The organism is Rhodococcus sp. H36-A4 (assembly GCF_027158005.1).
In the GTDB taxonomy this organism is placed as follows: Bacteria; Actinomycetota; Actinomycetes; order Mycobacteriales; family Mycobacteriaceae; genus Rhodococcoides.
The window spans coordinates 158,695-184,328 of the sequence record NZ_JAPVLQ010000003.1; the positions used below are offsets into that span (position 1 = coordinate 158,695).

The 25,634-nt window shown below is 62.5% G+C and carries 25 protein-coding genes; 10 read left to right on the forward strand and 15 right to left on the reverse strand.

Features of this window, described 5'->3' with window-relative positions:
- Window positions 1-10 precede the first annotated feature (10 nt).
- The 4 genes from O1W68_RS09825 to O1W68_RS09840 form a co-directional block, all read right to left on the reverse strand.
- Complete coding sequence (locus O1W68_RS09825; protein WP_269303148.1) at window positions 11-1,288, reverse strand: PucR family transcriptional regulator; 1,278 nt, start codon at window positions 1,286-1,288, stop codon at window positions 11-13.
- 198 nt (window positions 1,289-1,486) lie between these two features.
- Entirely contained in the window at window positions 1,487-2,029 is a 543-nt protein-coding gene (locus O1W68_RS09830; RefSeq protein ID WP_269303150.1) for a hypothetical protein, read from the reverse strand.
- A gap of 148 nt (window positions 2,030-2,177) precedes the next feature.
- Window positions 2,178-2,960 (reverse strand): DNA-formamidopyrimidine glycosylase family protein, encoded by a 783-nt coding sequence (locus O1W68_RS09835; protein ID WP_269303151.1) that lies wholly within the window; start codon window positions 2,958-2,960, stop codon window positions 2,178-2,180.
- Window positions 2,953-7,518 carry an ATP-dependent helicase gene (locus O1W68_RS09840; protein ID WP_269303153.1) on the reverse strand — a complete coding sequence of 1,522 codons (4,566 nt, stop codon included), beginning with the start codon at window positions 7,516-7,518 and terminating at the stop codon, window positions 2,953-2,955. The genes O1W68_RS09835 and O1W68_RS09840 overlap by 8 nt, the downstream gene beginning before the upstream one ends.
- Before the next feature lie 63 nt (window positions 7,519-7,581).
- On the opposite strand from O1W68_RS09840, the gene O1W68_RS09845 reads away from it, so the two are divergent.
- A complete protein-coding gene (locus tag O1W68_RS09845) occupies window positions 7,582-7,866 on the forward strand; it encodes a modification methylase HgiDII (protein WP_269303154.1) in 285 nt (94 codons plus the stop codon).
- A 60-nt stretch (window positions 7,867-7,926) separates the two neighbouring features.
- Here O1W68_RS09845 and O1W68_RS09850 read toward each other — a convergent pair whose 3' ends face one another.
- On the reverse strand, window positions 7,927-8,532 hold the full coding sequence (locus tag O1W68_RS09850; RefSeq protein ID WP_269303156.1) for a ribulose 1,5-bisphosphate carboxylase large subunit: 606 nt from the start codon (window positions 8,530-8,532) through the stop codon (window positions 7,927-7,929).
- 77 nt (window positions 8,533-8,609) lie between these two features.
- Between O1W68_RS09850 and O1W68_RS09855 the strand changes: the two genes are divergently transcribed.
- The 7 genes from O1W68_RS09855 (at window position 8,610) to O1W68_RS09885 (ending at window position 13,988) form a co-directional block, all read left to right on the forward strand.
- Window positions 8,610-9,794: an NAD(P)H-binding protein gene (locus O1W68_RS09855; RefSeq protein ID WP_269303158.1), complete on the forward strand. Its 1,185-nt coding sequence runs from the start codon at window positions 8,610-8,612 to the stop codon at window positions 9,792-9,794.
- Window positions 9,794-10,504 carry a CPBP family intramembrane glutamic endopeptidase gene (locus tag O1W68_RS09860; protein WP_269303160.1) on the forward strand — a complete coding sequence of 237 codons (711 nt, stop codon included), beginning with the start codon at window positions 9,794-9,796 and terminating at the stop codon, window positions 10,502-10,504. Before O1W68_RS09855 ends, O1W68_RS09860 begins: the two co-directional genes overlap by 1 nt.
- Before the next feature lie 83 nt (window positions 10,505-10,587).
- Window positions 10,588-11,025 carry an Lrp/AsnC family transcriptional regulator gene (locus O1W68_RS09865; protein WP_269303162.1) on the forward strand — a complete coding sequence of 146 codons (438 nt, stop codon included), beginning with the start codon at window positions 10,588-10,590 and terminating at the stop codon, window positions 11,023-11,025.
- Window positions 11,022-12,095 carry a lysylphosphatidylglycerol synthase transmembrane domain-containing protein gene (locus O1W68_RS09870; RefSeq protein ID WP_269303163.1) on the forward strand — a complete coding sequence of 358 codons (1,074 nt, stop codon included), beginning with the start codon at window positions 11,022-11,024 and terminating at the stop codon, window positions 12,093-12,095. Before O1W68_RS09865 ends, O1W68_RS09870 begins: the two co-directional genes overlap by 4 nt.
- A gap of 34 nt (window positions 12,096-12,129) precedes the next feature.
- Complete coding sequence (locus O1W68_RS09875; RefSeq protein WP_269303165.1) at window positions 12,130-12,759, forward strand: DUF2461 domain-containing protein; 630 nt, start codon at window positions 12,130-12,132, stop codon at window positions 12,757-12,759.
- Window positions 12,760-12,768: 9 nt separating this feature from the next.
- A complete protein-coding gene (locus tag O1W68_RS09880) occupies window positions 12,769-13,308 on the forward strand; it encodes a nucleotidyltransferase family protein (protein ID WP_269303715.1) in 540 nt (179 codons plus the stop codon).
- A gap of 41 nt (window positions 13,309-13,349) precedes the next feature.
- On the forward strand, window positions 13,350-13,988 hold the full coding sequence (locus O1W68_RS09885) for a class I SAM-dependent DNA methyltransferase (protein WP_269303167.1): 639 nt from the start codon (window positions 13,350-13,352) through the stop codon (window positions 13,986-13,988).
- 66 nt (window positions 13,989-14,054) lie between these two features.
- Here the strand turns inward: O1W68_RS09885 and O1W68_RS09890 are convergent, their stop codons facing one another.
- On the reverse strand, window positions 14,055-15,095 hold the full coding sequence (locus O1W68_RS09890; RefSeq protein ID WP_269303168.1) for a baeRF11 domain-containing protein: 1,041 nt from the start codon (window positions 15,093-15,095) through the stop codon (window positions 14,055-14,057).
- A 537-nt stretch (window positions 15,096-15,632) separates the two neighbouring features.
- On the opposite strand from O1W68_RS09890, the gene O1W68_RS09895 reads away from it, so the two are divergent.
- A complete protein-coding gene (locus tag O1W68_RS09895) occupies window positions 15,633-16,610 on the forward strand; it encodes a TIGR00341 family protein (RefSeq protein WP_269303170.1) in 978 nt (325 codons plus the stop codon).
- A gap of 39 nt (window positions 16,611-16,649) precedes the next feature.
- Here the strand turns inward: O1W68_RS09895 and O1W68_RS09900 are convergent, their stop codons facing one another.
- The 6 genes from O1W68_RS09900 to O1W68_RS09925 form a co-directional block, all read right to left on the reverse strand.
- Entirely contained in the window at window positions 16,650-17,354 is a 705-nt protein-coding gene (locus O1W68_RS09900; protein ID WP_269303172.1) for a haloacid dehalogenase type II, read from the reverse strand.
- Complete coding sequence (locus tag O1W68_RS09905; protein WP_269303174.1) at window positions 17,351-17,779, reverse strand: DUF1707 SHOCT-like domain-containing protein; 429 nt, start codon at window positions 17,777-17,779, stop codon at window positions 17,351-17,353. Before O1W68_RS09905 ends, O1W68_RS09900 begins: the two co-directional genes overlap by 4 nt.
- A gap of 36 nt (window positions 17,780-17,815) precedes the next feature.
- Window positions 17,816-19,609, reverse strand: coding sequence for an acetyl/propionyl/methylcrotonyl-CoA carboxylase subunit alpha (locus tag O1W68_RS09910; RefSeq protein WP_269303176.1), 1,794 nt, complete (start codon window positions 19,607-19,609; stop codon window positions 17,816-17,818).
- Between the two features lie 147 nt (window positions 19,610-19,756).
- Window positions 19,757-21,232, reverse strand: coding sequence for a condensation domain-containing protein (locus O1W68_RS09915; protein ID WP_269303178.1), 1,476 nt, complete (start codon window positions 21,230-21,232; stop codon window positions 19,757-19,759).
- Window positions 21,233-21,397: 165 nt separating this feature from the next.
- The gene (locus tag O1W68_RS09920; RefSeq protein WP_269303180.1) at window positions 21,398-21,811 is read right to left on the reverse strand and encodes a SufE family protein; all 414 of its coding nucleotides are present in this window, start codon (window positions 21,809-21,811) and stop codon (window positions 21,398-21,400) included.
- Window positions 21,812-21,813: 2 nt separating this feature from the next.
- Window positions 21,814-22,710 carry a sulfurtransferase gene (locus O1W68_RS09925; protein WP_269303182.1) on the reverse strand — a complete coding sequence of 299 codons (897 nt, stop codon included), beginning with the start codon at window positions 22,708-22,710 and terminating at the stop codon, window positions 21,814-21,816.
- Window positions 22,711-22,861: 151 nt separating this feature from the next.
- On the opposite strand from O1W68_RS09925, the gene O1W68_RS09930 reads away from it, so the two are divergent.
- The gene (locus O1W68_RS09930; RefSeq protein ID WP_269303184.1) at window positions 22,862-23,044 is read left to right on the forward strand and encodes a hypothetical protein; all 183 of its coding nucleotides are present in this window, start codon (window positions 22,862-22,864) and stop codon (window positions 23,042-23,044) included.
- Here the strand turns inward: O1W68_RS09930 and O1W68_RS09935 are convergent.
- Genes O1W68_RS09935 through O1W68_RS09945 form a run of 3 tightly spaced genes read right to left on the reverse strand, consistent with a single transcriptional unit; the run spans window position 23,030 to window position 25,588 of the window.
- A complete protein-coding gene (locus O1W68_RS09935) occupies window positions 23,030-23,656 on the reverse strand; it encodes a Maf family protein (RefSeq protein ID WP_269303186.1) in 627 nt (208 codons plus the stop codon). The two genes, O1W68_RS09930 and O1W68_RS09935, sit on opposite strands and share 15 nt — an antisense overlap.
- Window position 23,657: 1 nt before the next feature.
- Window positions 23,658-23,951: an acyl-CoA carboxylase subunit epsilon gene (locus tag O1W68_RS09940; protein WP_269303187.1), complete on the reverse strand. Its 294-nt coding sequence runs from the start codon at window positions 23,949-23,951 to the stop codon at window positions 23,658-23,660.
- Entirely contained in the window at window positions 23,948-25,588 is a 1,641-nt protein-coding gene (locus O1W68_RS09945; RefSeq protein WP_269303189.1) for an acyl-CoA carboxylase subunit beta, read from the reverse strand. The genes O1W68_RS09940 and O1W68_RS09945 overlap by 4 nt, the downstream gene beginning before the upstream one ends.
- Window positions 25,589-25,634 lie beyond the last annotated feature (46 nt).

Consider the following 25,634-nt stretch of genomic DNA (forward strand, 5'->3'; position numbering starts at 1 on the left):
GCGGATTGGCTTACTTGGCCAAGGTTCCTGGATTTTTTTGTTCGGAGGGTACATATGTGATTGTGTTCGCGCCGAAGGTGTCGAAGCAATCGAGTGCCAGTTTGAGGTGAAGCGAGCGCGAGGTGATCCGCTGGCCGATGCGCTCCTCGATCTGTTGGATGCGGTATCGCACAGTGTTTTTGTGCACGGCGAGCTGGCTAGCGGCGGCCTCGAGATTTCCCGGGCATGACAGCACCGCGCGTAGCGTCTTCCGGAGTCGCGCGGACAGCTCGTCGTCCACCAAGAGCCCAGGCAACTCGCGTTCGATAAGGGTGTTCATCGCATCGGGACGAGAAACGAGCATCGAGACGAGTTCGATGTCTCGATAGCTGGTGACGGGTATGCGCTGTTGCGCCCGCATAGCGATTTCTTGCGCCGCCAGAGCCTCCCTGTGAGCTCGTCGAAACCCGTCGATACCCTGCCCAGGCCGTCCTACCGCGACCCGCACCCCGGGTGGCACGAGCGCCGAGTCGATCGTGGGTTCTTCGTCATGCCCGGCCACCATCCAAACCCACAACCCCCGGGCCCCTGACGGGATGCAAAGGATCTCCGTTGCTGATGCTGACCGCGCCAGCCGCGATGCCAATGGCTCGAAGATCCGCGAGTCGATCGAGATCGCGTGGTCGGTGGTCCATAACACCAGGGCAGTATTGACGCGGTGGACCGGGTAGCTCAGCTGTACCGATGCGACCTCAGCGTCATTCGATGTGCCGTCCAGAATTTCGCGGACCGTGTTCACCCGCATCGAGAATGTACCGCTGAGCAGACGTTCTCGTTCGCACGTGTATGTGGCGGCAAGTTCCTCGAGCATCGAATTCATGATCTCGCTCGTCTGCTTCCACATCATGACGACGAGTTCCACCTTGAAATCCTCCGGTACAGCGGCATTGCTGACGAAATCCGCCACAAACCGCCATACCGCTCGGTGACCGGCGTGGTACAGATGGGAGAGAACTCGCAATTCGAGTCCCCGGCGCGCGATGGTTCGGGCAAGAGAATGAGCTTCCGCAGCTACCGGAGCATCCCACAGGGCAGCGTTGTCGGACTGCCGAGCGGCAAGAATGTTGCGGAATTGGCTGCGAACAGCCAACTGTAAGTCCCTCCGAACATCTGCGTCTGTAGACAGCTCCGGGACGTCTGACCCCATGGATTGCGCGACATAGTCGACGAACCGTGCGATATCTGCGTGGGAGAGACTTTCGGCAACGTAACTGCGCATCCACTCTTCGGCCCGTGTTGCACTCGCCATTTTCAGCGCTCCCTCTGGACAATTGGGCCCCGATGCTGCCGGCCTGCCCCCAGCATAAGGACTACTCGGGCTTGGGTAGGGACCCATTTTCGAAGGCAGTCATCGGGACGGATCAACCCTCGGAATCCGTACATGGCACTGTGCGTCAGGAAACTCTGGAGCCGGTGCAGCCGAGCACGTAGCGTGCTGTCTGTCCGGTCAATGGGTCAGTAACAACTTGAGTGCGACCACCGCAGTGGCGACCAGCGCGAGCACGATGGATCCAAGAAATGTTCCACGAGTCGGCTTCTCGCCGCGGAGTCGACCTACGACGAAGTTGGTCGACGCAATTCTGGCGATGACTGTTATTTCGGCCACGATCTGACCGACCCCTGGATCCAGCAACCCTGCCCATCCGATCGCCAGGAGCACCGCTGGGAGGACCGCCGCGCTCAGTACCGGAACGGAATCCCGAAGTTGTTCGATGCGAGCGACCCTCGCGAGTTTGACCCCGGTTCGCACGGTTTCACCGACGCCCTCGGCGAAAGCGTGCGCTACGAACGTGGACAGCGCTGTGCCGAGCACGATTGCCACACCTTGAAAGGTGTGTTCGTCCGGTGACGTCATCGGAATGAGAGCCACGAGTATCAAGACATTGCCGTACACGTAGGCACTGATTCGACTGGCGGCGTTGCCGGGACTCAGCGGGCTGCTACGTGAGAGCAGCGGTCTGTGCAAGAGGTCTCGCAGGTTCGGTGCCATGCCGATTGACAGTAGTCACTACCGGCGAGTGAACGGATAATTCCGATGCCGACTCACCGACACACAGTGGAGACCGCGCTCAGGGGAATCGGGTACAACCGAGAATCGTGGTGGCCGGACCTATGAATCAGCTGGGCCGATCTATGAATCAGCTGGGCGGGGGCTGGCAATAGGGACAAAAATATATCTGGCGTTCCTCCAGCGGGTTGTCGCCGAGCAGTCCGAACTGCACGGTTGTGCCGCAGCGCCGACATGGCTTGCTCTCCCGCCCGTATACCCAGAAATGGCGCCCCGGCCGTCGATCACCGGTGGTCACCCGTTGATTGCGATCCTTGTTGGCCATGATTGTGCGGAACGACAGGTCGACGATCTTGCGTAGATCGCCTGCAGAACCGACTGGGGTCCGCGGATCGATACCGCGGAGAAAACAGATTTCGTTGCGATACACGTTGCCCAGACCTGCCAGTATCCGTTGATCGAGCAACGCGGTTCCGATAGGCCGGGTCGGGTCGGTGCCCAGATTGGTGATCGCGACGGCCGCATCCCAATCCGATCCGAGCAAATCGGGCCCGAGGTACCCGACGACCTCGTCTTCGTCCTCCACGACGTCCAGTACACCCAGTTCGAAACCCACCGCGGAAGCACTGTCGTTCGTCAGAATCGCGCGAGCTTGGAACGCAGGCTTGCGCCACCTTTCACCGGGGGCATAGACCTGCCAGGTTCCTTCCATCTTCAAATGGCTGTGGATCGTATATCCGCCGACCCGAATGAGGAGATGCTTGCCACGTGAATCCACCGAGTCCACTGTTCGTCCCGTGAAATCGACTGTCGCGTAGCGTGGTACACGAATATCGCAACCCGTCAGCACCCGCCCGACGAGCGCGTCCCTCAGCTTGTTCGCTGCCCGATAGACGGTATCTCCCTCAGGCATGAAGCTGCCCCCGCAGACGCAAGCCCCGGGGGGTCGCGGAGAAGCCTGCCTCGGTCAAGGTCTTGGCAAATGCCGTCCCGTGGATGTCGTGACCATCCACCCGTTCGACCAACAACTTCTCTACCCCGCCCCTCTTCACAGTCGCAGCGAGCGCACGGGCCGACATTTCGATGACAGCTTCGTTATCGGAGAATGTCAGCACGGTCTTGCCACCCCGTTCGACGTACAGAGCAAGGTCGCCCTCATGGAGTACGACGAGTGCCCCGGCTTTCCGTCCTGGCCGATGTCGAGGCGAATCATCTTTCTCGTCGGGCTTCGGCCACGTGAGCGCGGCACCGTAGGGGTTGGCCGGGTCGCAGGCTGCCAGGACCATTGCGCCGGTCTTTTCTCGTTCGTCGTACGTGCGCAATCTATCGACGACATCGGAAGTGGAGAACTGCGCGCCACCGAGCGAGTCGACGAAGTACCCGCGGCGGCTGCGGCCGGAATCCTCGAAGGTGGTGAGCACCTTGTACATCATTGCGAATCCGCCGGGCACCCCTTCGTTCATCACCGCACCTCGCGTGACCACGCCATAGCGCTCGAGCAGCATGTCGGCGGTCGCGTGTGCTCGCACTGTGGGATCCGGTTCGAGCTCTGGGAGTCTGGACCAGCGCCCTCCTGCTGTAGGTGGCCCGGTCCGGGTCGGCAGCGCGGGCCGTTCGAATCGACGGTACGAGCGCAACCGCGGTGTCTTCCGCGGCGCTCGGTGGCTCGGCGCCGCGCGGGTAGTCGCGTTGAGGAGTGCGCGCAAGGGTGCGAAGGTGTCGTTGCTGAGCCGGCCGGCCCATACGAGTTCCCAGAGTGCGGCGTGCAGACTGTCGTCGTCGGTACTGCCTACCGTGTCCGAGAGCTGCCGGAAGAAATATGCGCCTCCAGCTGCGACCGCGTCCAACACGCGCAGTTGTAGTTCGGACAGATCCGATTCGGCGGGCGGAGCGAGAGTCAACGGGGCGGTCTCGGCCATGTGTAGACAGACCCAACCGTCCTTCGAGGTGATGGATCCGTGTCCGGACCAGAGCACCTCGCCGGTGGAGGTCAATTCGTCGAGCATCGCGGGGGAGTAGTCGCGGACTCTCGAAGCGAAAATGAGCGGCTCCCAGGCCGATGCGGGGATCGGTACCCCGGCGAGCTGCTCGACAACTGTTGCAACACCGTCGATTCCGTTGAGTTGCCTACTGCCCACGTGTTGCCAGGCGGGGAGGAATCGGCCGAGGGTTGCGGTGCCGACCGGCTCGACCTCATGACGCGCCGCAGCGAGCGACCGTCTGCGCAGACGGCGTAGGACCTCGTTGTCGCACCATTCGCTGCCCGTCGTATCGGGTCGGAACTCTCCCTCGACCACTCTTTTGTCGGCACCGAGCGTGGTGAGAACACCGCGAGCGACCGCCGTCCCGATCCCGAACCTGGCTGCGAGGTCGGTGACCGAGAACGGGCCGTGGGTGCGCGCATACCGGCTCACGAGGTCGGTCAGCGGATCTTCCACCGGTTCGATGAAGGCTGCCGGTGTGCCGATGGGCAGTGGAACACCGAGGGCGTCGCGCAACCGGCCCGCGTCTTCGATGGCTGTCCACCACGTCCGACCTGCGAAGCTCACCTCCATCGCGCGCTTGGCGGCCCCGAGCTCGATGAGCCACTGTAGAGACTCGGCTCCTCTCGTGCGCTCGGCCACCTCCTCGGCGGTCAGCGGTCCCAGCATTCGGAGTAGATCCGCGACGCCCTCGATGTCCTTGGCAGCTCGGTCTTCTGCGAGTCGCTGCAGTTCGAGTTCGGTCGTCTGAATCACGGACAGATCCAAGAGCTCACGCAGCTCGACGCGCCCCAGCAGTTCGGCGAGCAGTGTCGAATCCAGCGACAAGGCTTGCGCGCGACGTTCCGCCAAGGGGCTGTCGCCCTCGTACATGAACGCGCCCACGTAGTTGAACAGCAGGGAATTCGCGAAAGGAGACGGCGATGCCGTTTCTATCTCGACGATGCGGATCTGCCGTCGGCTGATCTGCGCGAGAATCTCTTCCAGCGCAGGCAAGTCGTAGACGTCCTGTAGACATTCGCGCACCGTCTCGAGCAGAATCGGGAATGTCGGATACTTGCGCGCAACATCGAGAAGTTGGGCAGACCGTTGTCTCTGCTGCCACAATGGTGCGCGTCTCCCAGGGTTGCGGCGGGGGAGAAGTAGTGCGCGAGCGGCACATTCGCGGAATCTCGACGCGAAAAGTGCCGAACCGCCGACCTGCTCGGTGACGATGTCGGCAATTTCGTCACGTTCGAACACGAACAAGTCGGCACCTGGAGGTCGATCCTCGGTGTCCGGTAGTCGCACGATGATCCCGTCGTCGGACGCGGTCGGGGCAGCGTCGATGCCGTATCTCTCGATGAGACGGGCGCCGATCGCCAGGGCCCACGGCGCGTGCACCTGCTGGCCGTACGTCGAGTGCAGAACGAGTCGCCAGTCGCCCAGCTCGTCGCGGAATCGTTCGACGATCATCGTTCGGTCGGTGGGAAGCTGGCCCGTCGCGTCCTTCTGTTCGTCGAGAAGCGCGACAAGGTTGTTGACCGCGTTGACATCGAGGCCGCTTCCGGTCAGCCGCTCGGGCAACCCTTCGCGTTCAGCAGTGCTGCGGAGGAATTCGCCCAAAGCCCTGCCCAGTTCCGCGGGGCGGCCGAGCCCGTCGCCGTGCCAGAATGGCAGCCGCCCGGGCTGACCGTATGCAGGGCTGACCAGGACTCGATCGTGGGTGATCTCTTCGATCCGCCAGCTGGTGGCGCCGAGGGCGAAGACATCACCCACGCGTGACTCGTACACCATCTCTTCGTCGAGTTCACCTACCCGAGAGGCCTTCTCGCCGACCATGTACACCGTGAACAGCCCGCGGTCCGGGATCGACCCACCTGAGGTCACGGCCAGTCGCTGTGCGCCCGGACGGCCGGTAAGGGTGCCGGCATCGCGGTCCCAGACCAATCTCGGTCTCAGTTCGGCGAATTCGTCCGATGGGTAGCGGCCCGAGAGTAGATCCAGTGTCGACTCGTATGCGGAGCGGGGCAGAGTTGCGAAACTGCCGGTGCGTCTGACCGCGTCGAACCAGTCCTGGGCGTCGATCGCTTCCAGCGCGCACGCTGCGACGGTCTGCTGAGCCAGGATGTCGAGTGGATTGGCAGGAACGAAGAGCGACTCGATCTTCCCTGTCTTCATGCGCTCGACCGTCACAGCGCAGTGGATCAAGTCGGTTCGGTGCTTCGGGAAGAGCACTCCCTTGGAAATCTCACCGACCTGGTGGCCTGCACGACCCACTCGTTGCAACCCGCTGGCCACCGAGGGCGGGGCCTCGACCTGGACCACCAAATCCACTGCACCCATATCGATCCCGAGCTCGAGGCTGCTGGTGGCGACGACGCATCGAAGCCGACCGGATTTGAGATCATCCTCGATGAGTGCTCGTTGATCCTTGCTGACGCTTCCGTGGTGAGCCCGGGCCAATAACGTCTCGGCGCCATGGTTCACCTCTGCGGGAGTGCCGATCTGGGACGCGGGTTTATGCGCTGTTTCGACAGCGTCACCCATCCGTTCGGCATATATTTCGTTGAGCCGAGCGGTCAGTTTTTCGGAGAGACGCCGAGAGTTTGCGAAGACGATGCTCGACTTGTGTTCGAGGATGAGGTCGACGATCTTCTCCTCGACGTGCGGCCAGATGGACCCCTGCTGTGGTGCCGCCGACGCGGAACCGTCCGCGGGTTCGGTGACACCGAGTTCGGTCATGTCCTCCACCGGTACCTGAACTGCGAGGTCGAACATCTTGGGCGACGGCGGCGCAACGATCTCGATGGGCGCGATACCGGTGAGGAAGCGACCGACTTCCTCGTGCGGGCGGACCGTCGCCGAGAGACCGATACGTTGAGCGGGCTTCGGAAGCATCAGATCGAGGCGCTCGAGAGACAGTGCCAAGTGGGACCCGCGTTTGGTCCCGGCGACCGCGTGAACCTCGTCGACGATGACGGTGTCGACTCCGACCAGTGACTCCCGGGCCGCCGAGGTGAGCATCAGGAAGAGAGATTCCGGCGTGGTGATCAAGATGTCGGGCGGGGTCTTGATCAGACTGCGTCGATCCGCGGGGCTCGTGTCACCGGACCGAACGCCCACGGAAATATCGGGTGGTTCGAGCCCGAGGCGCTTCGCCGTCTGAGTGATGCCGACCAGCGGAGCCCGGAGGTTGCGCTCGACGTCGACGGCCAGCGCTTTGAGCGGCGAGATGTACAGAACTTTCGTGGTGCGGTCGCTCTGCGACGCTCGCCCGGCGAGCTGATCGATCGACCAGAGGAACGCGGAGAGCGTCTTGCCGGATCCGGTGGGGGCTACGACGAGGGTATGGCGACCACTAGAGATTGCTTCCCACGCTCCGGCCTGGGCCGCAGTCGGACTATGGAACGCGCCGGCGAACCACTCCTGGGTGGGCGCGGAAAACTTCGCGAGAGCAGGATTGCCCGACTTCGGCGTCCCGGGCTGAGGAGAAGTTTTTCTGACCACTCGCCCATGATGCCCCCAGACACCGACAAGCAACCATCACCACGGCCGGTTGACTATCGAGGTGTGAAGTCGACCGGGTACGGGTACGGGAGGTTGATGACCGACGACCAAGAGACAATGCAGATCATTTCCGCAAAACTCGATGCTCGACTCGGCGAACGCACCAATGGCCTGCAGAACGAGGTGCCGCCAGGGGCCAGCGCGCAGGCCGACGACGAGGACGGCGAACGAGGACCACTCGGGCACGACTATCGCCTCGCGATCAAGTACGCCGAGGCCCTCGCTATCGGTGAACCGCAGTTGATCGACCGGTCGGAGTTCGACCGGCTCGTCGCCGAGCACGGCTGAGCCGACTGCCGCCTGGTGGAGCCGCTTCCTGCATCCGGGGGTCGAGCGGAGGGGGAGGAATCACTGGCCTTCCTCCTCCGCTTCCTCTGCCAGTTTCTCCTCGCCCCTTTTGCGTAGGAATTTGAACCCTGGGATTCCGATGACGGCGCGTCGGACATCCTTTGTCACGTTGAGCAATTCGTGAATTTCCGGCGATACCGTATCGAGTGTGGCCAAGATCGGAAGGACGGCTTTCATATGTTCGACGATTTCGGGAAGTTGGTCGACCATCGCGATGGTGGCGTCGACTTCTTGCTCGGACAGGTGGTCGACGAACTTTTGCGCAAACGGTGCCGCCTGTTGCGCCATCGGCTCGAACAGCTCGACCAACTCGAGTGCGGTCGCCGAAGTTTTCGATGCCGTGTCGACGACGCCTTCGGCCGAGCGAGTAGTGACCGCGGCCTCGATGACGACGAGTTGTGCGGCGGTGACAACCTCGTCGATTCGAGCCATGAGCGTCGTCACCTCGTCGAGCAACGTCTCGACACGACCGGGAAGCTCCCACGCGAAGGTGGCGGTATCGCGGGCCCAACGCGCGCTCGACAGCGCCACGTCTCGACCGAATTTTGCCGCAGTCAGACCCCCGAAGGGGACGGGAAGCCGAACGCCCGCCAGTACCAGTGCCATCACCCGACAATGCCACAGGTAGGCCGTCAGGCCCCGCTGCTGCGGCGGCGCCGATCCGATGTCGTTAGCCTCGAGTCATGAGAGTTCTCGTTACCGGTGCGAGTGGATACATAGGCTCGAGGTTGGTCGCATCCTTGCTGAAGGCGGGCGACGACGTCTGTGCGGCGTCGAGGCAACCCCAGACACTGACGAGATTCGACTGGTGGCACGACGTCGACACCTGCGCGCTCGACGCGGGTGACCCACTCTCGCTTCGCGAGGGTTTCGAGCAAGCGGGCGACGTCGAGGTGGTGTACTACTTGGTCCACGCGATCGGGCAAGCCGACTACCGTAGCCAAGATTTGACCTCGGCCCGGCAATTCGCCGAAGCTGCTGCAGCCGCCGGTGTGCGCCGGATCGTCTACCTGGGCGGGTTCGTGCCGGAGGGCGAAGAGTTGTCGGAGCATCTGGCGAGCCGAGCAGACGTCGGGGAGGCTCTCTCGGTCGAAGGCGTCGAGGTCGTATGGCTTCGCGCAGCGATCGTGATCGGCGCCGGATCGACCTCCTACGAGATGCTGCGCTATCTCGCCGACAGGCTCCCGGTGTTGCCGCTGCCGAGCTGGCTGAGCCACCCGGTGCAGCCCATCGCCGTCGACGACGTCCTGTTCTATCTTTTGGCGGCCCGCTCCACTGTTCCGCCCGGCTCGTACGACATCGGCGGCCCGGACACTGTGCCGTACCAAGATTTGTTGTTCGCGTACGTGGAAGCGGCAGGACTGACCCGGGTCGGGTTGCGCACCCCAGGCGTTCCTACTGGGCTGGCCGGGCGTGTCATCGGCAAGATCATCCCCATTCCGGATGCGCTCGCCGAAGACCTGGTCGGGTCACTGCACAACACCATGACTACGTCGGAGGAGCGGATCGTCGATCTCGCCGGTGAACCCGAAAGCGGTAGAACCACGATCGCGGATGCGATGCGTCGCAGTGTGCAGGGCCGCGTCGGCACCCCGCCCGGAGTGAGTGAGCTCAAGGATCCACTACGACTTGCGGTCACCGACGCGGCGTGGAGCGGAGGCGACGCGTCGGTGATCCGCCGCTACGGCGTGGCGGCCTCGTCGAAACCGACGTGGGACCTGTTCGAGTCCCTCGGCGCGCGTTCATTGTTGTACTCGTGGCCCGTCGCAGCGGTGGTGCGCACGAACCTCGATGTGGTCGACAGTGTTTCCGGCCGGACAAGATCGGCAATACGACGCCTGTTCGACGACAGAAATAGGGAGGCTTGATGGCGACGTGGCAGACGAGCGTGGTCGACGTTGTGAAGTCGGCCCTTGTAGAAAAGGTCGACCGGGATCACGAGGAAACCGACAAGGCATTTATGCGACGCCGGATCGTGGTGGTGATCACGCTCGTAGTCGGGGCAACGCTGCTGGGTCTGTCGCTGTCGGTCGAGCCGGGTGACAGTGCGTTCTATGCGCTGACGCTCGGACTTGCCGCGGCCTGGATCGTCGGCGGCTTCGCCTCGGGCCCCTTGCATCTCGGTCGGATCCGATTCAACGGCTCGATGCGACGGCCGATCGTCACCCCAATTCTCACCGGGCTTGCTGCAAGCGCTGTTTTCGTCGTCGGCGCATTGATCGTGCGCCAGATCCCACCACTGGCAGACTTCACCGAGAATGTGCTGGCGCATGCGCGGTTCGGATCACTGGCTTTGATCGTGTTCATCACCCTGCTCAATGGGGTCGCCGAGGAGATCTTCTTTCGAGGCGCCCTGTTCGCGGCGATCGGTCGTCGAAAGCCAGTGTTGATTTCGACCATCATCTACACGGTGGTCACCCTGGCGAGCGGGAACCCGATGCTGGCGTTCGCTGCAATCACGCTCGGTTTCGTTCTCGCCCTGCAACGGCGCGCTTCCGGTGGCATCTTGGCGCCGATCCTGACCCACGTGATCTGGTCCACCGTGATGATATTCGCGCTGCCGCCTCTGTTCGCCTGACTCGGACACATTTCGTCAAGTTTCAGCGGCCTTCTGTGCTGTCCAGTGGGTCGAGTCGGATCGCACTGAGCTAGATTGCGCAGGTGAGCGAAAACCTCGACCGGATAGACCGGTTGATCATCGACGAACTGGTGGCCGACGGCCGCGCGACTCTGGCCACTCTTGCAGAGAAGGCCACCCTCTCGGTGTCCGCTGTGCAATCTCGTGTCCGACGCCTCGAGGCCCGTCGAGTCATCCGCGGGTACACCGCACAGGTGGATCCGGATGCGCTTGGACGCCCGCTGTCTGCGTTCGTCGCCATCACGCCCATCGATCCCGCTCAGTCCGACGACGCACCTGCGCGCCTTCGCCACATCACCGCCATCGAATCGTGCCATTCGGTGGCGGGGGAAGAGAGTTACGTTCTTCTCGTTCGAGTGGAATCACCGCGCAGCCTCGAAGGTTTACTGCAAGAGATTCGCGCAACGGCGAATGTTCGGACTCGAAGTACGATCATTCTGCAGACCTTCTACGACCGATGACGCCCAGCCCTGTCCGTAAGGTCGCTTCTGCCGTCCTGTCGTACGGGGTGGTCGGTCTCGTCATGTGGCTGCTTTACCGCACGGTCGGGAATTCGGGTGCGGTATCGGATGCGCTGAGTTCGATTTCGGTGGGCGACGTTCTCGTCGTGAGTGTTTTCGGGCTGCTTTATCTGGCGTCGATGTTGTGGCCGATGGTCTATACGTTGCCCGGCCTGACCATCGCGCAGGCAGGCGTTGCACGGACGGCGTCGCTTGCGCTGGCGAACACGGTTCCTGAGGGCGGCACGGTCGCAACGGGTTTGACGTTCGGAATGTATCGATCCTGGGGTTTCACGTTGGCGGACAGTTCGACCTCGATTATCGCTGTCGGCATCTGGACCAATCTGTCGCGGTATGTGTTGATGTCGGCCGCTCTCGTAATTCTCGTATTGTTCGGGACCGCAACGGGGTCGGAGGTCTGGATTGCCGTCGGCACGTGCGTTGTCGTCACCGCGATCTGCCTACTCGTCGCGCTCGTGATCACCAACGATGCATTTGCTCGTCGCGTCGGCCGAGTGCTCACACGTGGCCGAAACGTGTTGGCACGACGGTTCGAGCGTATCGCTCCACGAGACATGGAGGAAGTCGTCGCCGACTTCCGCGAGCATCTGCTCGCCCGGGTACGTACCTGTTGGCGGTCGTTGACTGCGACGATGTTGCTCTCGCAAGTGCTCGGGGCACTCACGCTCGGCGTGGCCCTTCGGCTGATGGGTACGAGCAGTGACGAAGTGGGCTGGGATCGGATCGTGGTCGCCTTCGGTGCCATGTCGTTGGCAGTGCTTCTCGCCCCCACCCCTGGCGGTCTCGGGGTTGCCGATGCCGTTCTGATCGCGGTGCTCGGAGTCGGCATGACCACGGCTCAACAGGGAGAACTGGTTGCGGCCGTGATGTTGTTCCGGATGGCTACGTGGCTGCTCCCGATTCCGCTCGGTCTGATCGCATACCTTTATTGGCGATCGACGAAGAACTGGCGTGTCATCGTCAGTCGGCCTTCGAGTGATCCCCAGCCTTCGAGTGATCCCCGGTCATGACGACTCCGTTGGCTTTCCTCCTAGGATGACGAATATGGCTTTCACCGGTATTCCTTTTGCTGCGCTGGACTTCTACGAGGACCTCGAAGCGGACAACAGCAAGACGTGGTGGGCTGCTCATAAATCCGTCTATGACGAGTCGGTCAAAGCACCCATGACCGCGTTGCTCACAGAGCTGGAAACGGAGTTCGGTGAAGGGAAGGTATTCCGCCCGTATCGAGACGTGCGATTCTCCAAGGACAAGACGCCGTACAAGACTCATCAAGGCGGGTTCGTGGCGCGCGGCCAAAGCCTCGGCTTCTACGTACAGATCGATCCGGCCGGGCTCTTCGTCGCAGGCGGGTTCTATGGTTCGACCACCGACGGCATTGCCCGCTATCGAGAAGCGGTGGACAACGACGTGCGCGGGGTAGAACTCGACAAATTGGTGACGACCTTGACCGCGGCCGGGTTCGAGATCGGTGGTGACCAGCTGAAAACCAAGCCGCGTGGCTACGAGCTCGACCATCCTCGAATCGGCCTGCTCAGACACAAATCCTTGACGGCGTCGAAACATTTCGGATCACCGGACTGGCTCGAGACGTCCGCCGCGTCGCTGCATGTGCGAGATACGTGGCGTGAACTCGTACCCCTGATCGAGTGGGCGAGAGCGGTGATGGGCTAAGTGAAACTGTTGACGGGCGATGCTATCGGGGTGCTGTTGGCCGCAGGTGCCGGCACCCGCTACGGATCACCGAAAGTACTCGCCCACGAAGGCCGGTGGCTCGACATCGCCGTGCGCGCTCTGCTCGAAGGTGGATGCGAGAAGGTGATCGTAGTACTGGGTGCCGCAGGCAGTGCGATGCCGGACGGGGCGATCGCTGTGCATGCTCACGATTGGCTCGTCGGTATGAGTGCCTCGCTGAAGGCTGGGCTGTCCGCGGCCGAGGGCTTCTCGTACGCGGTCGTCCACGTCGTCGACACGCCCGATGTGGGTCCCGAGGTTGTGCGCGCTGTCCTCGATGCCGCCCGGGTTTCGCCGTCGAATCTGGCTCGTGCGGTATTCGACGGCACTCCAGGCCACCCCGTGGCATTCGGTCGTGAGCATTGGGAGGAAGTGATCGACACTTCGAGTGGAGATGCGGGTGCACGGGCGTTTCTGCGCAGTAGATTCGATGTCGTCGCCGTCGAGTGTTCTCGATGGGCGACGGGTATCGATCACGACTACCGCTAGTACGGTGTCGGCATTTGAGATTCTGTTGTGAGAGGGGCGGCATGGGTATCGACGATCTGGATATGACCAGGACGGCCTATGATGCCGTAGCGCACAGTTACACCGAAATACTGCGAGATGAGCTTTCGCACAAGCCACTCGATCGGCGATTGTTGGATACGTTCGCGGACATGGTGAGTGCCGAGGGAGGCACGCGCGTCCTCGACGCCGGGTGTGGACCCGGCCGGATTTCCGAGTACCTCCACGGCCACGGGCTCACTACAATCGGGATCGATGTGTCTCCGAACATGATCGACATCGCACGAAGGGGCTATCCTGCACTGCAATTCGACGTCGGATCGATACTCGATGTGAACCTCGCCGACGGAAGTGTCGAAGGGGTTCTCGCATGGTATTCGATAATTCATACCCCGCCGAAGCTCCTGACCGTAGTTTTCGCGGAGTTCTGGCGGGTCCTTGCCCCGGGCGGCTTGCTTCTACTCTCGTTTCAGGTCGGCGACGCGCGAGTGCGGCTGGAGCACGCTTACGGTCATGCCGTCGCGTACGACGTCTACCGCCTGTCTCCTGAAAAAATCTTGAATCTGTTGTGCAAGAGGGGGTTTCGGGTTGCGATTCGATTAGTCCGTCCGCCGATAGGATCTGAGCTTCAACCACAGGCATATATTCTGGCGCGTAAGTAGAAGCGAACGAAGTCCAGCTCGACGCAGGGTGAAGAGTTCCCGCCCGCGAACGGGCGGGAATCCGGATCAGCTCTTGTACCGCAGGATTGCCGCGATCTGTGCGCCGTCGGGCATGTCTTCACTTCGAACGGCGGTCACCGTCGCGCCGGACAGCAATGCGCGCCGGGTTATCTCGTCCACTACGCCGTAGACCTTCGAGTCGTCGGCATCCGTGAAGTGCACGTCACCGGTGCCTGGATCGACGGTACCCGGAACGATGCTCTCGATGTCGACGAGTACCGTGCTGATCGCGCCGTATGTGGCGGCTTTCGCGACGTCCGCAACATCGGTCAGTCCGCGGCCTTGCGACTTACGCTCGTCGAAGAGCTGACGCAGGTCGACCAGCTGGTCGCGGTAGTGATTGTCCAGCACGGTGCGGGCGGCGTCGGCCAAAGCGCCGTCGCTGAGCGCCTGAGGATTACCCTCGATGCCCTGCGGCAGCAGTCCCGGATAGGTAGTGGTGCCGCGATAGATCGATGCGATGGGGTCGGCCGCAGCGAGGATCAAAGGAATGCCGCGACCGATCAAAGTGGTGCGGAGAGCCTGGTCGACGATACGGGTGAATTGCCGAATACGGGTCATCCGACTGTCCGGGTTATGGGGCCTTCCACCGGGGCCATATCCGCTGCGCTCAGGCTTGCCGAGTTCGGACTCGAGGTCCGTCGGCAAGCCGGGCACGCTTACCTCCGCAGGCGGTTGGTCAGCGGAGATATCGACCAGTCGCACGCCACCCTCGGCCAACGCCAGGACGAACGCAGTCTGCGGGAACGATGTGGTGCGGAGCATGGGCTTGAGGTAGAAGCGGTCGCCGGCGAACGTCACGGCCGAAAGGCGGTTGGGCAAACGATAGCTACGGATGCGTTCGGTGGTTGCGTGCACCACAAGGGTGCGCGATTGGTATCGCCAGAACTCCGACCATTCGGTGAGCGCCTCGAATGACTGCTCGATAGTTGCTCGCTCGTCGGAGTCTTCGATCTGCGCTAGTGCCGTGCGCACCTGGCCGGCAAATTCACGCTGGACGCGATCATGATCTCGCACCGTGTCTGCGGTCGGGGTGTAGATCGACACGCAAGTTCTTCCCTCGGTGGAAGCTAGGTCGATGATCTCTGCCTGGCTTGGTATGTCTGTGTGTAGCATCTTTAGCCCTTCTCTTGGAGAGAACTGACCGCCGGAAAGCTGTGTCCATCCCGACCGATGCGCAGATGCGTGTTCGCGAGCTGTGTGCAGCAGGTGGGGCTGTGTACCGGCTTGTCCTTCGTGAGTGTCCCACACTCGGTCTCGAACTGGGGCTTTGTGACTACGTCGGAACGAAAATCTGACCACCAGGTCAGGATGCTTTCGTTGAGCTCCGTAACCCAGAACAAAATTGGGACTCCACTTTCGGTGCGGCCGAAAGTGACCACCGGCGTTGGGCGTTCGTCCCGCACGAAGGAACCCGATCGTGCGGGGTGGATCTCGACAGCGCAGTGAGTGGAGGAGAGGCCCAAATGGTTCTCCTTCACCGGGCAGATACGTTCGGTGTGCTCGGTTTACGGTACGCACTCGCCGAAAGCGGGTTACCGTGAAATCGCGATCGCTGGCTTCCGAGTTTCGAAAGGCTGGGAGATGCTTGCATTTTTGGTCCCGGACAGTCAGCGTCGAAGTCTCGACGAACTCGACGAGCGGTTGGATCTCGCTGTCGGGGACACTGGTGCAAAGCGGTCGGGATTCTGGATCATGCTCACCCTTTCCGGAATCATCGCTGTCGCGGGAGTGGTTGCAGACTCGACGGCCACCGTCATCGGGGCGATGATCGTAGCTCCGTTGTCGACACCGATTCTCGGTGCCGGTCTCGGGATTGCCACCGGTCGTGGATCACTCGTGTTCAGGAGTGCTTTACATGTTCTGCTGGGGCTCGTGTTGGTCGTGGCGTTCGGATACCTGTTCGCGCAGGTCTTGCTCAACCCGACCAATGTGCTGACTAATTCTCAGGTTCTCGGACGCACCTCCCCGACACTGGCCGACCTCATGGCTGCGATTGCCACTGGCTTCGCCGGATCCATTGCGATCACTCGCCGTGACGTCGGTGATGTGCTTCCCGGCGTGGCCATTGCAATTTCACTGGTACCACCACTTGCCGTAGTCGGTGTCTGCCTCGGATCCGGAGCGCCCTCGCTGGCGCTCGGCGCTCTGGTGTTGTTCGCCTCGAATGTGGTTGCGATGGTGATCACCTCCACCCTGGTACTGGTTGTCGCCGGCTACGCCCAAGAAAGCCGCACCATGGGGTCCCCGCGACATGGTCGCGTATTTCTCCTGTTGGCATCGGCGCTGGTAGTCGTGGCCATTCCCATGGTGATCAATTCGCTTACCTCACTCTGGGTGCGTCAGATTCACGACGCGGCAGAGCAATGGCTCGCCTCAGTTCCAGATGCTCAGGTCGGATCCGTCACCTGGCAGGCCGACACCGCTGTGATCGAAGTACTAGGCCCTCAGGATCTTCCGCCGATCGGCGAGCTCGAAAAATCGATCGACGCCCTGGTGCCGTGGAATCCGCAGATCGTTGTCGTCCATGCAGTCGGTAGTCGTATCGAGGCTACCGAATAGGGCGACATTTTCAGTGGCCGAGAATAGCTGACGTAGATCTCAGCAGTGCAGAGCCGTAGCGAGTTCGGCGATCGAGTGCACGCTGTACGTCCAGTCCGACTCCGGAGCAACATCTTTCGTCTGCGAAGGCCCGTACTCCCGCGGTCGGGAAACGAAAGCTGTACGAAATCCGCACTCTCTGGCCGCCATCAGATCACCGTTGTGAGCCGCGACCATCATGCACTGCTCGGGACGTAGGCCGAGAATGTCGGCGGTGCGGAGGTATGCCTCGGGCAACGGCTTGTACGCGCGCGCCGGCTCCGCGCCGAGGATTGCATCCCAAGCAAGACCGGCGTTCTTCGCCATGTCCAACAGAAGCGAAATGTTCCCGTTGGACAGCGGCGCAACGATGAACTTCGACTGTAGGCGGCCGATGCCATCCACCGAATCCGGCCACGGGTCCAAGCGGTGCCACGCGAGATTCAGGGCGACAATCGAGGGTTCGGGAATTCGAACATCGAACTCCGAGAGAACTATTCGAAGACTCTCCAGGTGCAGAACATCGAGTCTGGTGAAGGCGCGCGCGCCGGACCGCACCTGTTCCATCGCCGGCTGATAGAGACTACGCCACCGATCAGCGAAAGCGAGTGAATCTACCTGAGCAGCTGTGGCCGCGGCGACCTCGCGGGCAACGCTCGTACGCCAATCCACCACGGTGCCGAACACATCGAACAACAGTGCTCTCGGGGGATCGGTCGCAGTCACCGATCGCGCCGCCTGGACCGATTTCCACCCGCGAGGAGTGCACCAACCAGGGGGATGAGCAGGAAGAACAACCAACTGTGGGGGACGGGGACGACGAAGAACAGGATCAGAGCAACGATCGGGGTCACCGCTATCGCTGTCTTGCGCCAGTCCCACCCGTCGGCACCGTCGTACTCGTCCGTGTGTGCGGGAGGAGTGGACTCTCTCCGGTCCAACGGAGCTGAGGCGCTCGGATTCAGGGAGGGCGAAGGAAGGTCGGTGAACACCGAATCCAGCTGCCCGCGTGTGTTGGCGGACGCAACCACGGCGCTTCGCTCGTCGAATTCGGGGAGGGTGAGCCTCCCATCGCTGAAATGCCGGCTCAAAGCTGAAAGCGCCTGTTCACGCTCGGCCGTACCTACACGAACGTCCGGGTTGTCTGCCATGAGAACAGACTAACCCGGACGTCGGTGTGGATCGTGTTACTTCAGTTCGGCGAGCACGGTGCCTTGAGTGATGGCCGATCCCGGCTGCACGGACAGACCGGTGACGACACCCGCCTTGTGGGCGTTGACCGGGTTCTCCATCTTCATCGCCTCTAGGACAGCGATGAGATCGCCTTCGGCGACTTCCTGACCCTCTTCGACGGCAACCTTGACGACAGTGCCTTGCATCGGAGCGGTGACAGCGTCACCCGATGCGGCGGCGCCGCCCGAGCCACCTCGCTTGCGAGCCTTCGGCTTACGACGGATCGCACCGTCGGACGCGGCGCCACCGCCACCGAGTGAGAACTGACCGGGGAGCGAGACCTCGACGCGACGGCCACCGACCTCGAGAACGACGGACTGGCGGGGCAGTGCCTCGTCCTCGTCCAGAGGCTCACCGGCGGTGAACGGTTCGACCTGGTTATCCCACTCGGTCTCGATCCAGCGCGTGTGGACGGCGAACTTCGTGCCGTCGCCGATGAAGGCGGGATCGGATACCACAGCCGCGTGGAACGGGATGACGGTCGCCAGGCCCTCGACCTTGAACTCGGCCAGCGCGCGACGCGAGCGTGCGAGGGCTTCTTCGCGGGTGGCGCCGGTGACGATGAGCTTGGCGAGCATGGAGTCGAACTGGCCGCCGATCACGGAACCGGATTCGACACCGGAGTCCACGCGTACGCCGGGGCCCGAGGGGGCGACGAAGGTGGTGACCGGTCCGGGGGCCGGTAGGAAGCCTCGGCCGGCATCCTCGCCGTTGATGCGGAACTCGAAGGAGTGTCCGCGCGGCGTGGGGTCTTCGGTGATGGAGAGTTCTTCGCCGTTTGCGATGCGGAACTGCTGCAACACCAGGTCGATGCCGGAGGTCTCCTCGGTGACGGGGTGCTCTACCTGCAGGCGGGTGTTGACCTCCAGGAACGAGACGAGTCCGTCCTGGCCGACGAGGTATTCGACGGTACCTGCGCCGTAGTAACCGGCCTCGCGGCAGATCGCTTTCGCGGAGGCATGGATCTCGGCGCGCTGGGCGTCGGTGAGGAACGGCGCAGGCGCTTCCTCGACGAGCTTCTGGAAACGGCGCTGCAGACTGCAGTCGCGGGTGCCGGCGACGACGACGTTGCCGTGCTGGTCGGCGATGACCTGAGCTTCGACGTGGCGCGGTTTGTCCAGGTAGCGCTCGACGAAGCACTCTCCGCGACCGAAGGCTGAGACAGCTTCGCGGGTGGCAGAGTCGAACAACTCTGGGATCTCTTCGCGGGTGCGGGCAACTTTCATGCCACGTCCGCCGCCACCGAAGGCAGCCTTGATAGCGATCGGTAGACCGTGCTCGTCGACGAAAGCGAGGATTTCGGCTGCGTCTTTGACCGGCTCCGAGGTGCCGGGCACTGAAGGGGCTTTGGCGCGGGCGGCAATGTGGCGGGCCGTGACCTTGTCGCCGAGATCGCGAATCGACTGCGGTGACGGTCCGATCCAGATCAACCCGGCGTCGATGACGGCCTGGGCGAATTCGGCGTTTTCGGACAGGAATCCGTAGCCGGGGTGAATGGCGTCGGCGCCGGACTTCTTGGCGGCGTCGAGGATCTTGTCGATTACCAGGTAGGACTCGGCAGATGTCTGTCCACCGAGAGCGAAGGCTTCATCGGCAAGCCGCACGAACGGAGCATCGGCGTCAGGTTCGGCGAATACCGCGACACTGGTCAGGCCGGCATCCGCTGCTGCTCGTATCACCCGAACTGCGATCTCGCCGCGATTGGCGACAAGCACCTTGGTGATATGCGCGCTGGCGTGGCTGGGCACTGAGCCTCCTGTGGTTTCAAGTGTTCCGTGCGCGGCGTTTTTCCGCCGCTCGGTTACGGGCGTCTCTTCGGAGTGTAAGCACAGTGGCCGGCACATCCGAAACTGGATGGTGGTTACAGGGAACAGACCTAAAAAAGCCGGAGGTCCCTACTGATTGGTAGGTGTCGGAACGAAGGACGCGCTGTGCAATGCCGGGTCGCTGCTCACCATGGAGGGAAGCGACGCCGTTCCTGTGTCGACCACTTCGTCGAGGATTCGCCGCAGCATGCCGACATAGCGGTGAACGTGTGCGGTTGCGATGTCGTTGTTGGGGTACCGCGCCGAGATGTTCACTCCGCGCGGCGTGCGGTTGACCCAGATGTAGACGTCGTGGTCGTACTGCTTGCTGCGCAGTGCCCGTGCATTCCAGGCGTCCCACCGCTCGGCCATCGGCGCGAAACGGACATCCATGAACGACACCACGAAGCGCGGCTTCGCAGAGGCACCCAGCGCGCGGAACACCCGGTCGAGTGGGACCCGGGCCACCGGCTTGGTCGCCGTGACCTGCTGAGTAGCCCGCGCAACGATCGCGCCGAACGATTCCGCATCCGCGATATCGAACGAGAGCGGGCACAATCCGACGAACCACCCGAGTGACGACGCCCAGTGCGGTTGATCCCGTGTGTGTACGGGTGTGATGGTCCGGAACTCGGTCCGGCCGGTCAGCTCCGCCCCGGCCACTGCCAAGGCGGCCAGCAGTCCGGCGAACATACTGTTGCCGGTCTTGCGGCACGCGACAGAGAAGGAATCGGCCCGTTCGGCATCGAAGATCCAGTCGGTCAACCCGCCTTGCGGGGTGTCACCGCTCCCCGGCGGACCGATATCGAGAGGGAAGGCCGGTAGCCGACCATTGTCGGCGTCGAGGAATCGGCGCCAGGTCACCACGGCATCGTGAGTGTGCTCGAGTTCGGCGTGCATCCGGCGCTCGGACATCCCGAAGTCCAGGTAGCTACCAGCCTCGAACAGTGCGGCGGCAGTGCCGTCGACTGCCTCGGCGTACAACGCGGATATCTCGTGGGCAACCAGAACGGTGGAAAGGCCGTCGATTATGGAGTGGTCGGCGGCGAAAAAGACGGTGACCTTTCCCGTGTCCAACGTTTCCAGTGGCTCAACTGTCACGAACGCATACGCGGGCCAGGCGAGAGGTGAGGTGTATTCGTCGAACAAGTACTGCAGATGGTCCAACACCTCGCTGGAGAGCTCACAGCGCTCCTGCTCGACCTGCCAGACATCGACGGTGCCTTCCGCGGCGGTGACCCGGCTGAGCTCTCCGTCGACGACGTCGATGGCCGCGTGTGAACGCATGGACTCGTGGCGATCGATCCACGCGAGCACGGCGCGTCGGAACGCACGCTTGTCGAGCGGGCCGTCGATATCGAACGCCGCGCCCAACCAACTTTCCCGGCCCTGACGCGGACTCTTCAGGCTGTCGCGCAGGTGCGCCTCGTGGACATACGACGTTGGGCGGTCGTCCGGCTGCCAACCGGCCAGGACCGGGGTGCTTGCGTGGGGACCGACACTGGGAATCCACTCCGTGATGGTGCCTGCGGGTATGGTGTAGTCCGCCAACTCGGTGAACTCCATTCGACAGCAACCAACTCTCCACGCGGGATGAACAAACAACCACGGTGAGCGCACCGAAGAACTACCGAATCGCATACACCGTGTCCAGCAGTGACTGTACCGACCGGCAAGTGTATCGATCAAGACGACCTCGACCAGCAGGTCGAGGTCGCCTCTATTCGAGTTTCATCTCACATGTCGCTTGATGCGCGACAGCATCGCCGACATCCCGCGCAGTCGCAGAGGACTCACAGCTGCTCCGAGACCGAGCGCAAGGTAGAAATCATCCGGAACAGCGAGAATGTCCTGCGCCGAATGTCCGTCGAGACCCTGGTGAAGTATCGAGGCGAAACCCCTCGTCGTCGGCGCCTCCGGCGGCGCACTGAAATACAGCTTGACTGAGTCACGATCCGCACTGTCCACGGAAAGAAACAGCGGTGACTGGCATTCGGGCACCGGCTCCATAGCTGCCTGTTCCAAATGCCCGGGCAACTCAGGGAGCTCACGACTGAACTCGAGGAGCAACTGAAGCTTGTCCTGGCCCTCGACCGCGGCGAAATCCTCTACGATCTCGGAGAGCGACTCCGGCAACTCGGACATGATCAGGCCTTCACGGGTACGGAGCCAGGCTCCTCGCCGCGTGCAATCGGAACCCGAACTGCATTGCCCCATTCGGTCCACGAGCCGTCGTAGTTCCGGACCGATTCGTGACCGAGAAGGTGAGTCAGCACGAACCAGGTGTGGCTCGATCGCTCGCCGATTCGGCAGTACGCGATCACCTTCTCACTTGCGACGTAGTCGGCGTAGATTTCGTCGAGCTCTGCTCTGGTACGGAAGCGACCGTCGGGGGCCGCAGCCTTAGCCCAGGGGATGCTGACCGCGGTCGGTATGTGGCCGCCGCGCAGTGCCCCTTCCTCCGGATAGTCGGGCATGTGGGTACGTTCCCCGGTGTATTCGGCCGGTGAACGCACGTCGATGAGGGGAATCGTGCCAAGGCTTGTGAGGACGTCCGCAGCGAATGCTCGTATCGGTGCGTCGTTTCGCTCCACGACTGGGTATTCCGTGGTCGGGTACTCGGGGACGTCGAGGGTTGTTTCGCGGTTCTCGGCCAGCCACGCGTCGCGGCCACCGTCGAGCAGTCGGACATCCTTGTGACCGAACAAGGTGAATACCCACAGTGCGTAGGCGGCCCACCAATTGCTCTTGTCGCCGTAGATCACGATGGTGTCCTCGCGCGAGATGCCCTTGCGGCCGAGCAGGGCCGCGAACTGATCTCCATCGATGTAGTCCCGCGTGACGGGGTCGTTGAGATCGACATGCCAATCGATCTTCACCGCACCCGGGATGTGGCCGACGTCGTAGAGAAGCACATCCTCATCCGATTCGACGACCCGGAGGCCGGGAGTGCCGAGATGTGCGGACAGCCATTGAGTGGACACCAGTCGATCTGGGTGCGCATAGTCGGAAAACGTGGGCGTGGGGTCTGCTGCTACGGGCACTTCTTCTTCGCTCCTAGGAGTGATCGAATCGATCTGTCTCTGTCGATCCTAGGCGGTCGGCGAGTCGAGGGAGCTGTGCTCGGGGAGCAGAGCCGCCCGTGGACACCCGTCGTGCCCACGGAAAGCAGGTGGGATCCGACCCTCACTGCTGGTGAGGCTGTTCTCACGTACCGATTCTTTCGGTGGCCCGCGAGGAAAAGTTGCGAGAAGGGGAGTGGACATTGCAGTGATCGTGTTGTTCGGTTCGGAGACCGGTACAGCCGAGGAGGTTGCGGACAAGATCGCCGAGGTGATGACCGGGGCCCGAGACATCACAGCTCTATTGGTTCCCTGAATCGGCCCACAGCTCGGACAACGACGTGCCGACCTCGGCCAGAAGTCGACGGACGAGCGGTAGACCGATCCCGATGACGCTGGAAGGATCTCCCTCGATGCGGTCGACGAACCACCCACCGAGGCCGTCCAGCGTGAAGGCGCCGGCCACCGACAACGGCTCACCCGATGCGAGATATGCCTCGAGGTCTGCAGACGAGGGTTCACTGAAATGAACCCTCGTCGAACTGCACCCGACTGCGACCGCGACCGATCTCCCGTCCACGACTCGAACGACGGCGTGGCCGGTCAGGAGATCACCTGATGTCCCGGCCATCGCAGCCCATCTACGCCGTGCCACCTCGACGCTGTGAGGCTTGCCCTGGAGCTCGTCGCCGATGGACAACATCGAATCGCATCCGACCACCAGTGCGTCGTCGAACTCGGTGAGGACTGCTTCGGCCTTTGCGCGCGCCAAGGCTACGACCACATCCTCGGGTACCGGATCGGATCCGAGTGCAGCGGTGAGCGCGTCCTCGTCCACCCCGGACACCCGCACGACTGGATCGATTCCCGCTTTGCGTAGAACTTCGAGCCGCGCAGGCGACGCTGAGGCGAGAACGAAACGAGGCACTCTAGTAACGCTGCGAAGCGCCGTACGAGTACGGCGAATAAGGCGCGAACGTCCGATGCTTCGAGGCGTGTGAACCCCACAGCTCCGATGGACGTGAGTCACCGGTCGAGCCGGTCGAACCTGCTGCTGCAGTGAGAACCACGACGAGTGCCGCGATGTCCTGGTCCGACGGATTGCCCTTCACCACTCGGATCGCATCGTGGATTGCCGAGACCGCCGATGCGTCTTCCAATCCTGCAGACTCGATCAGATCCGTGGCTTCGGTGATGTCGGATTCCTTTGCCGGTGCACTCATAGTGGGATGTTTCCGTGCTTCTTCGGCGGCAGCGTCACCATTTTTCGCTCGAGAAGCCGTAGCGCAGCCACGATCTGTCCACGCGTATGGCTCGGCGGGATGACAGCATCGAGGTAGCCGCGCTCGGCCGCGATGTACGGGTTGACGAGCGTGTCCTCGTACTCCTGCTGCAACTTCAACCGCAATGCGTCGACATCCTCGCCATTTTTCGCAGCCTCGAGCAGTTGCTTGCGGTAGACGAATCCGACGGCACCGGATGCACCCATAACGGCGATCTGAGCGGTCGGCCACGCGAGGTTGACGTCTGCACCCATGTGCTTGGAGCCCATGACGTCGTACGCGCCACCGTAGGCCTTGCGGGTGATGACGGTGATCTTGCCGACCGTCGCCTCACCGTAGGCGTAGAGCAACTTCGCGCCGCGACGAATGATGCCGTTGAATTCTTGCTCGGTTCCGGGAAGGAAGCCCGGAACGTCGACGAGGGTGATGATCGGGACGTTGAAGCAGTCGCAGGTCCGCACGAAGCGGGCCGCCTTCTCGGAGGCGTCGATGTCGAGAGTGCCGGCGAACTGGGTGGGCTGGTTGGCCACGATGCCCACCGAGCGACCGTCGACACGTCCGAAGCCGACGATGATATTGCGAGCGCGGCCTTCCTGGACTTCGAGGAACTCGTCGTCATCGAGAATCCGGCGGATGACCTCGTGCATGTCGTACGGGGTGTTCGGTGAATCGGGGATCAGGGTGTCCAGTTCGAGGTCCTCTGCAGTGAGGCTTTCCTCGATGCCACCGATGATCGGATCCGATGGCGCCAGGCGGGGTGCGTCGGCGCGGTTGTTGCTCGGTAGGTACGACAGCAGATCGCGGACGTAGTCCAACGCGTCCTGCTCGCCGGAGGCGACGTAGTGCGCGACACCGGACTTCTCCATGTGGGTGTGTGCGCCACCGAGTTCTTCCATGGTGACGTTTTCGCCGGTGACGGTTTTGATGACGTCGGGGCCCGTGACGAACATCTGCGAGGTGCCGTCGACCATGACGACGAAATCGGTCAGTGCGGGGGAGTAGACGTGCCCACCGGCAGCTGGCCCCATGATGAGCGAGATCTGCGGGATGACTCCGGAGGCCTGAACATTGCGGTGGAAGATTTCGCCGTAGAGGCCCAGGGAGACGACGCCCTCCTGGATGCGAGCGCCTGCGCCTTCGTTGATGCCGACCAGCGGGCGGCCGGTCTTGATCGCCAGGTCCATGACCTTGACGATCTTTTCGCCGTAGATCTCACCGAGAGAACCGCCGAAGACGGTGGCGTCCTGGGAGAAAACGCAGATGTCGCGCCCGTCGATGGTGCCGTAACCGGTGACTACGCCGTCGCCGAAGGGGCGGTTGTCGGCCATCCCGAAGTTGACGGACCGGTGACGAGCGAGCGCGTCCAGCTCGACGAACGAACCTTCGTCGAGAAGCGCTGTGATGCGCTCCCGGGCGGTCAGCTTTCCTTTCGCGTGCACCTTCTCCACCGCAGCTTCACCACTGGGGAGCATCGCGGCTTCCCGGCGACTTCTGAGATCGGCGAGTTTTCCCGCTGTGGTGTGGATATCGGGCTTGGCGGCCGAACCCTGTGCAGTTGCGTCCTGAACACTGGTCATGGGGGATCACTTTAACCACGACTGAGATGGCTGTCCCGACCGAGGT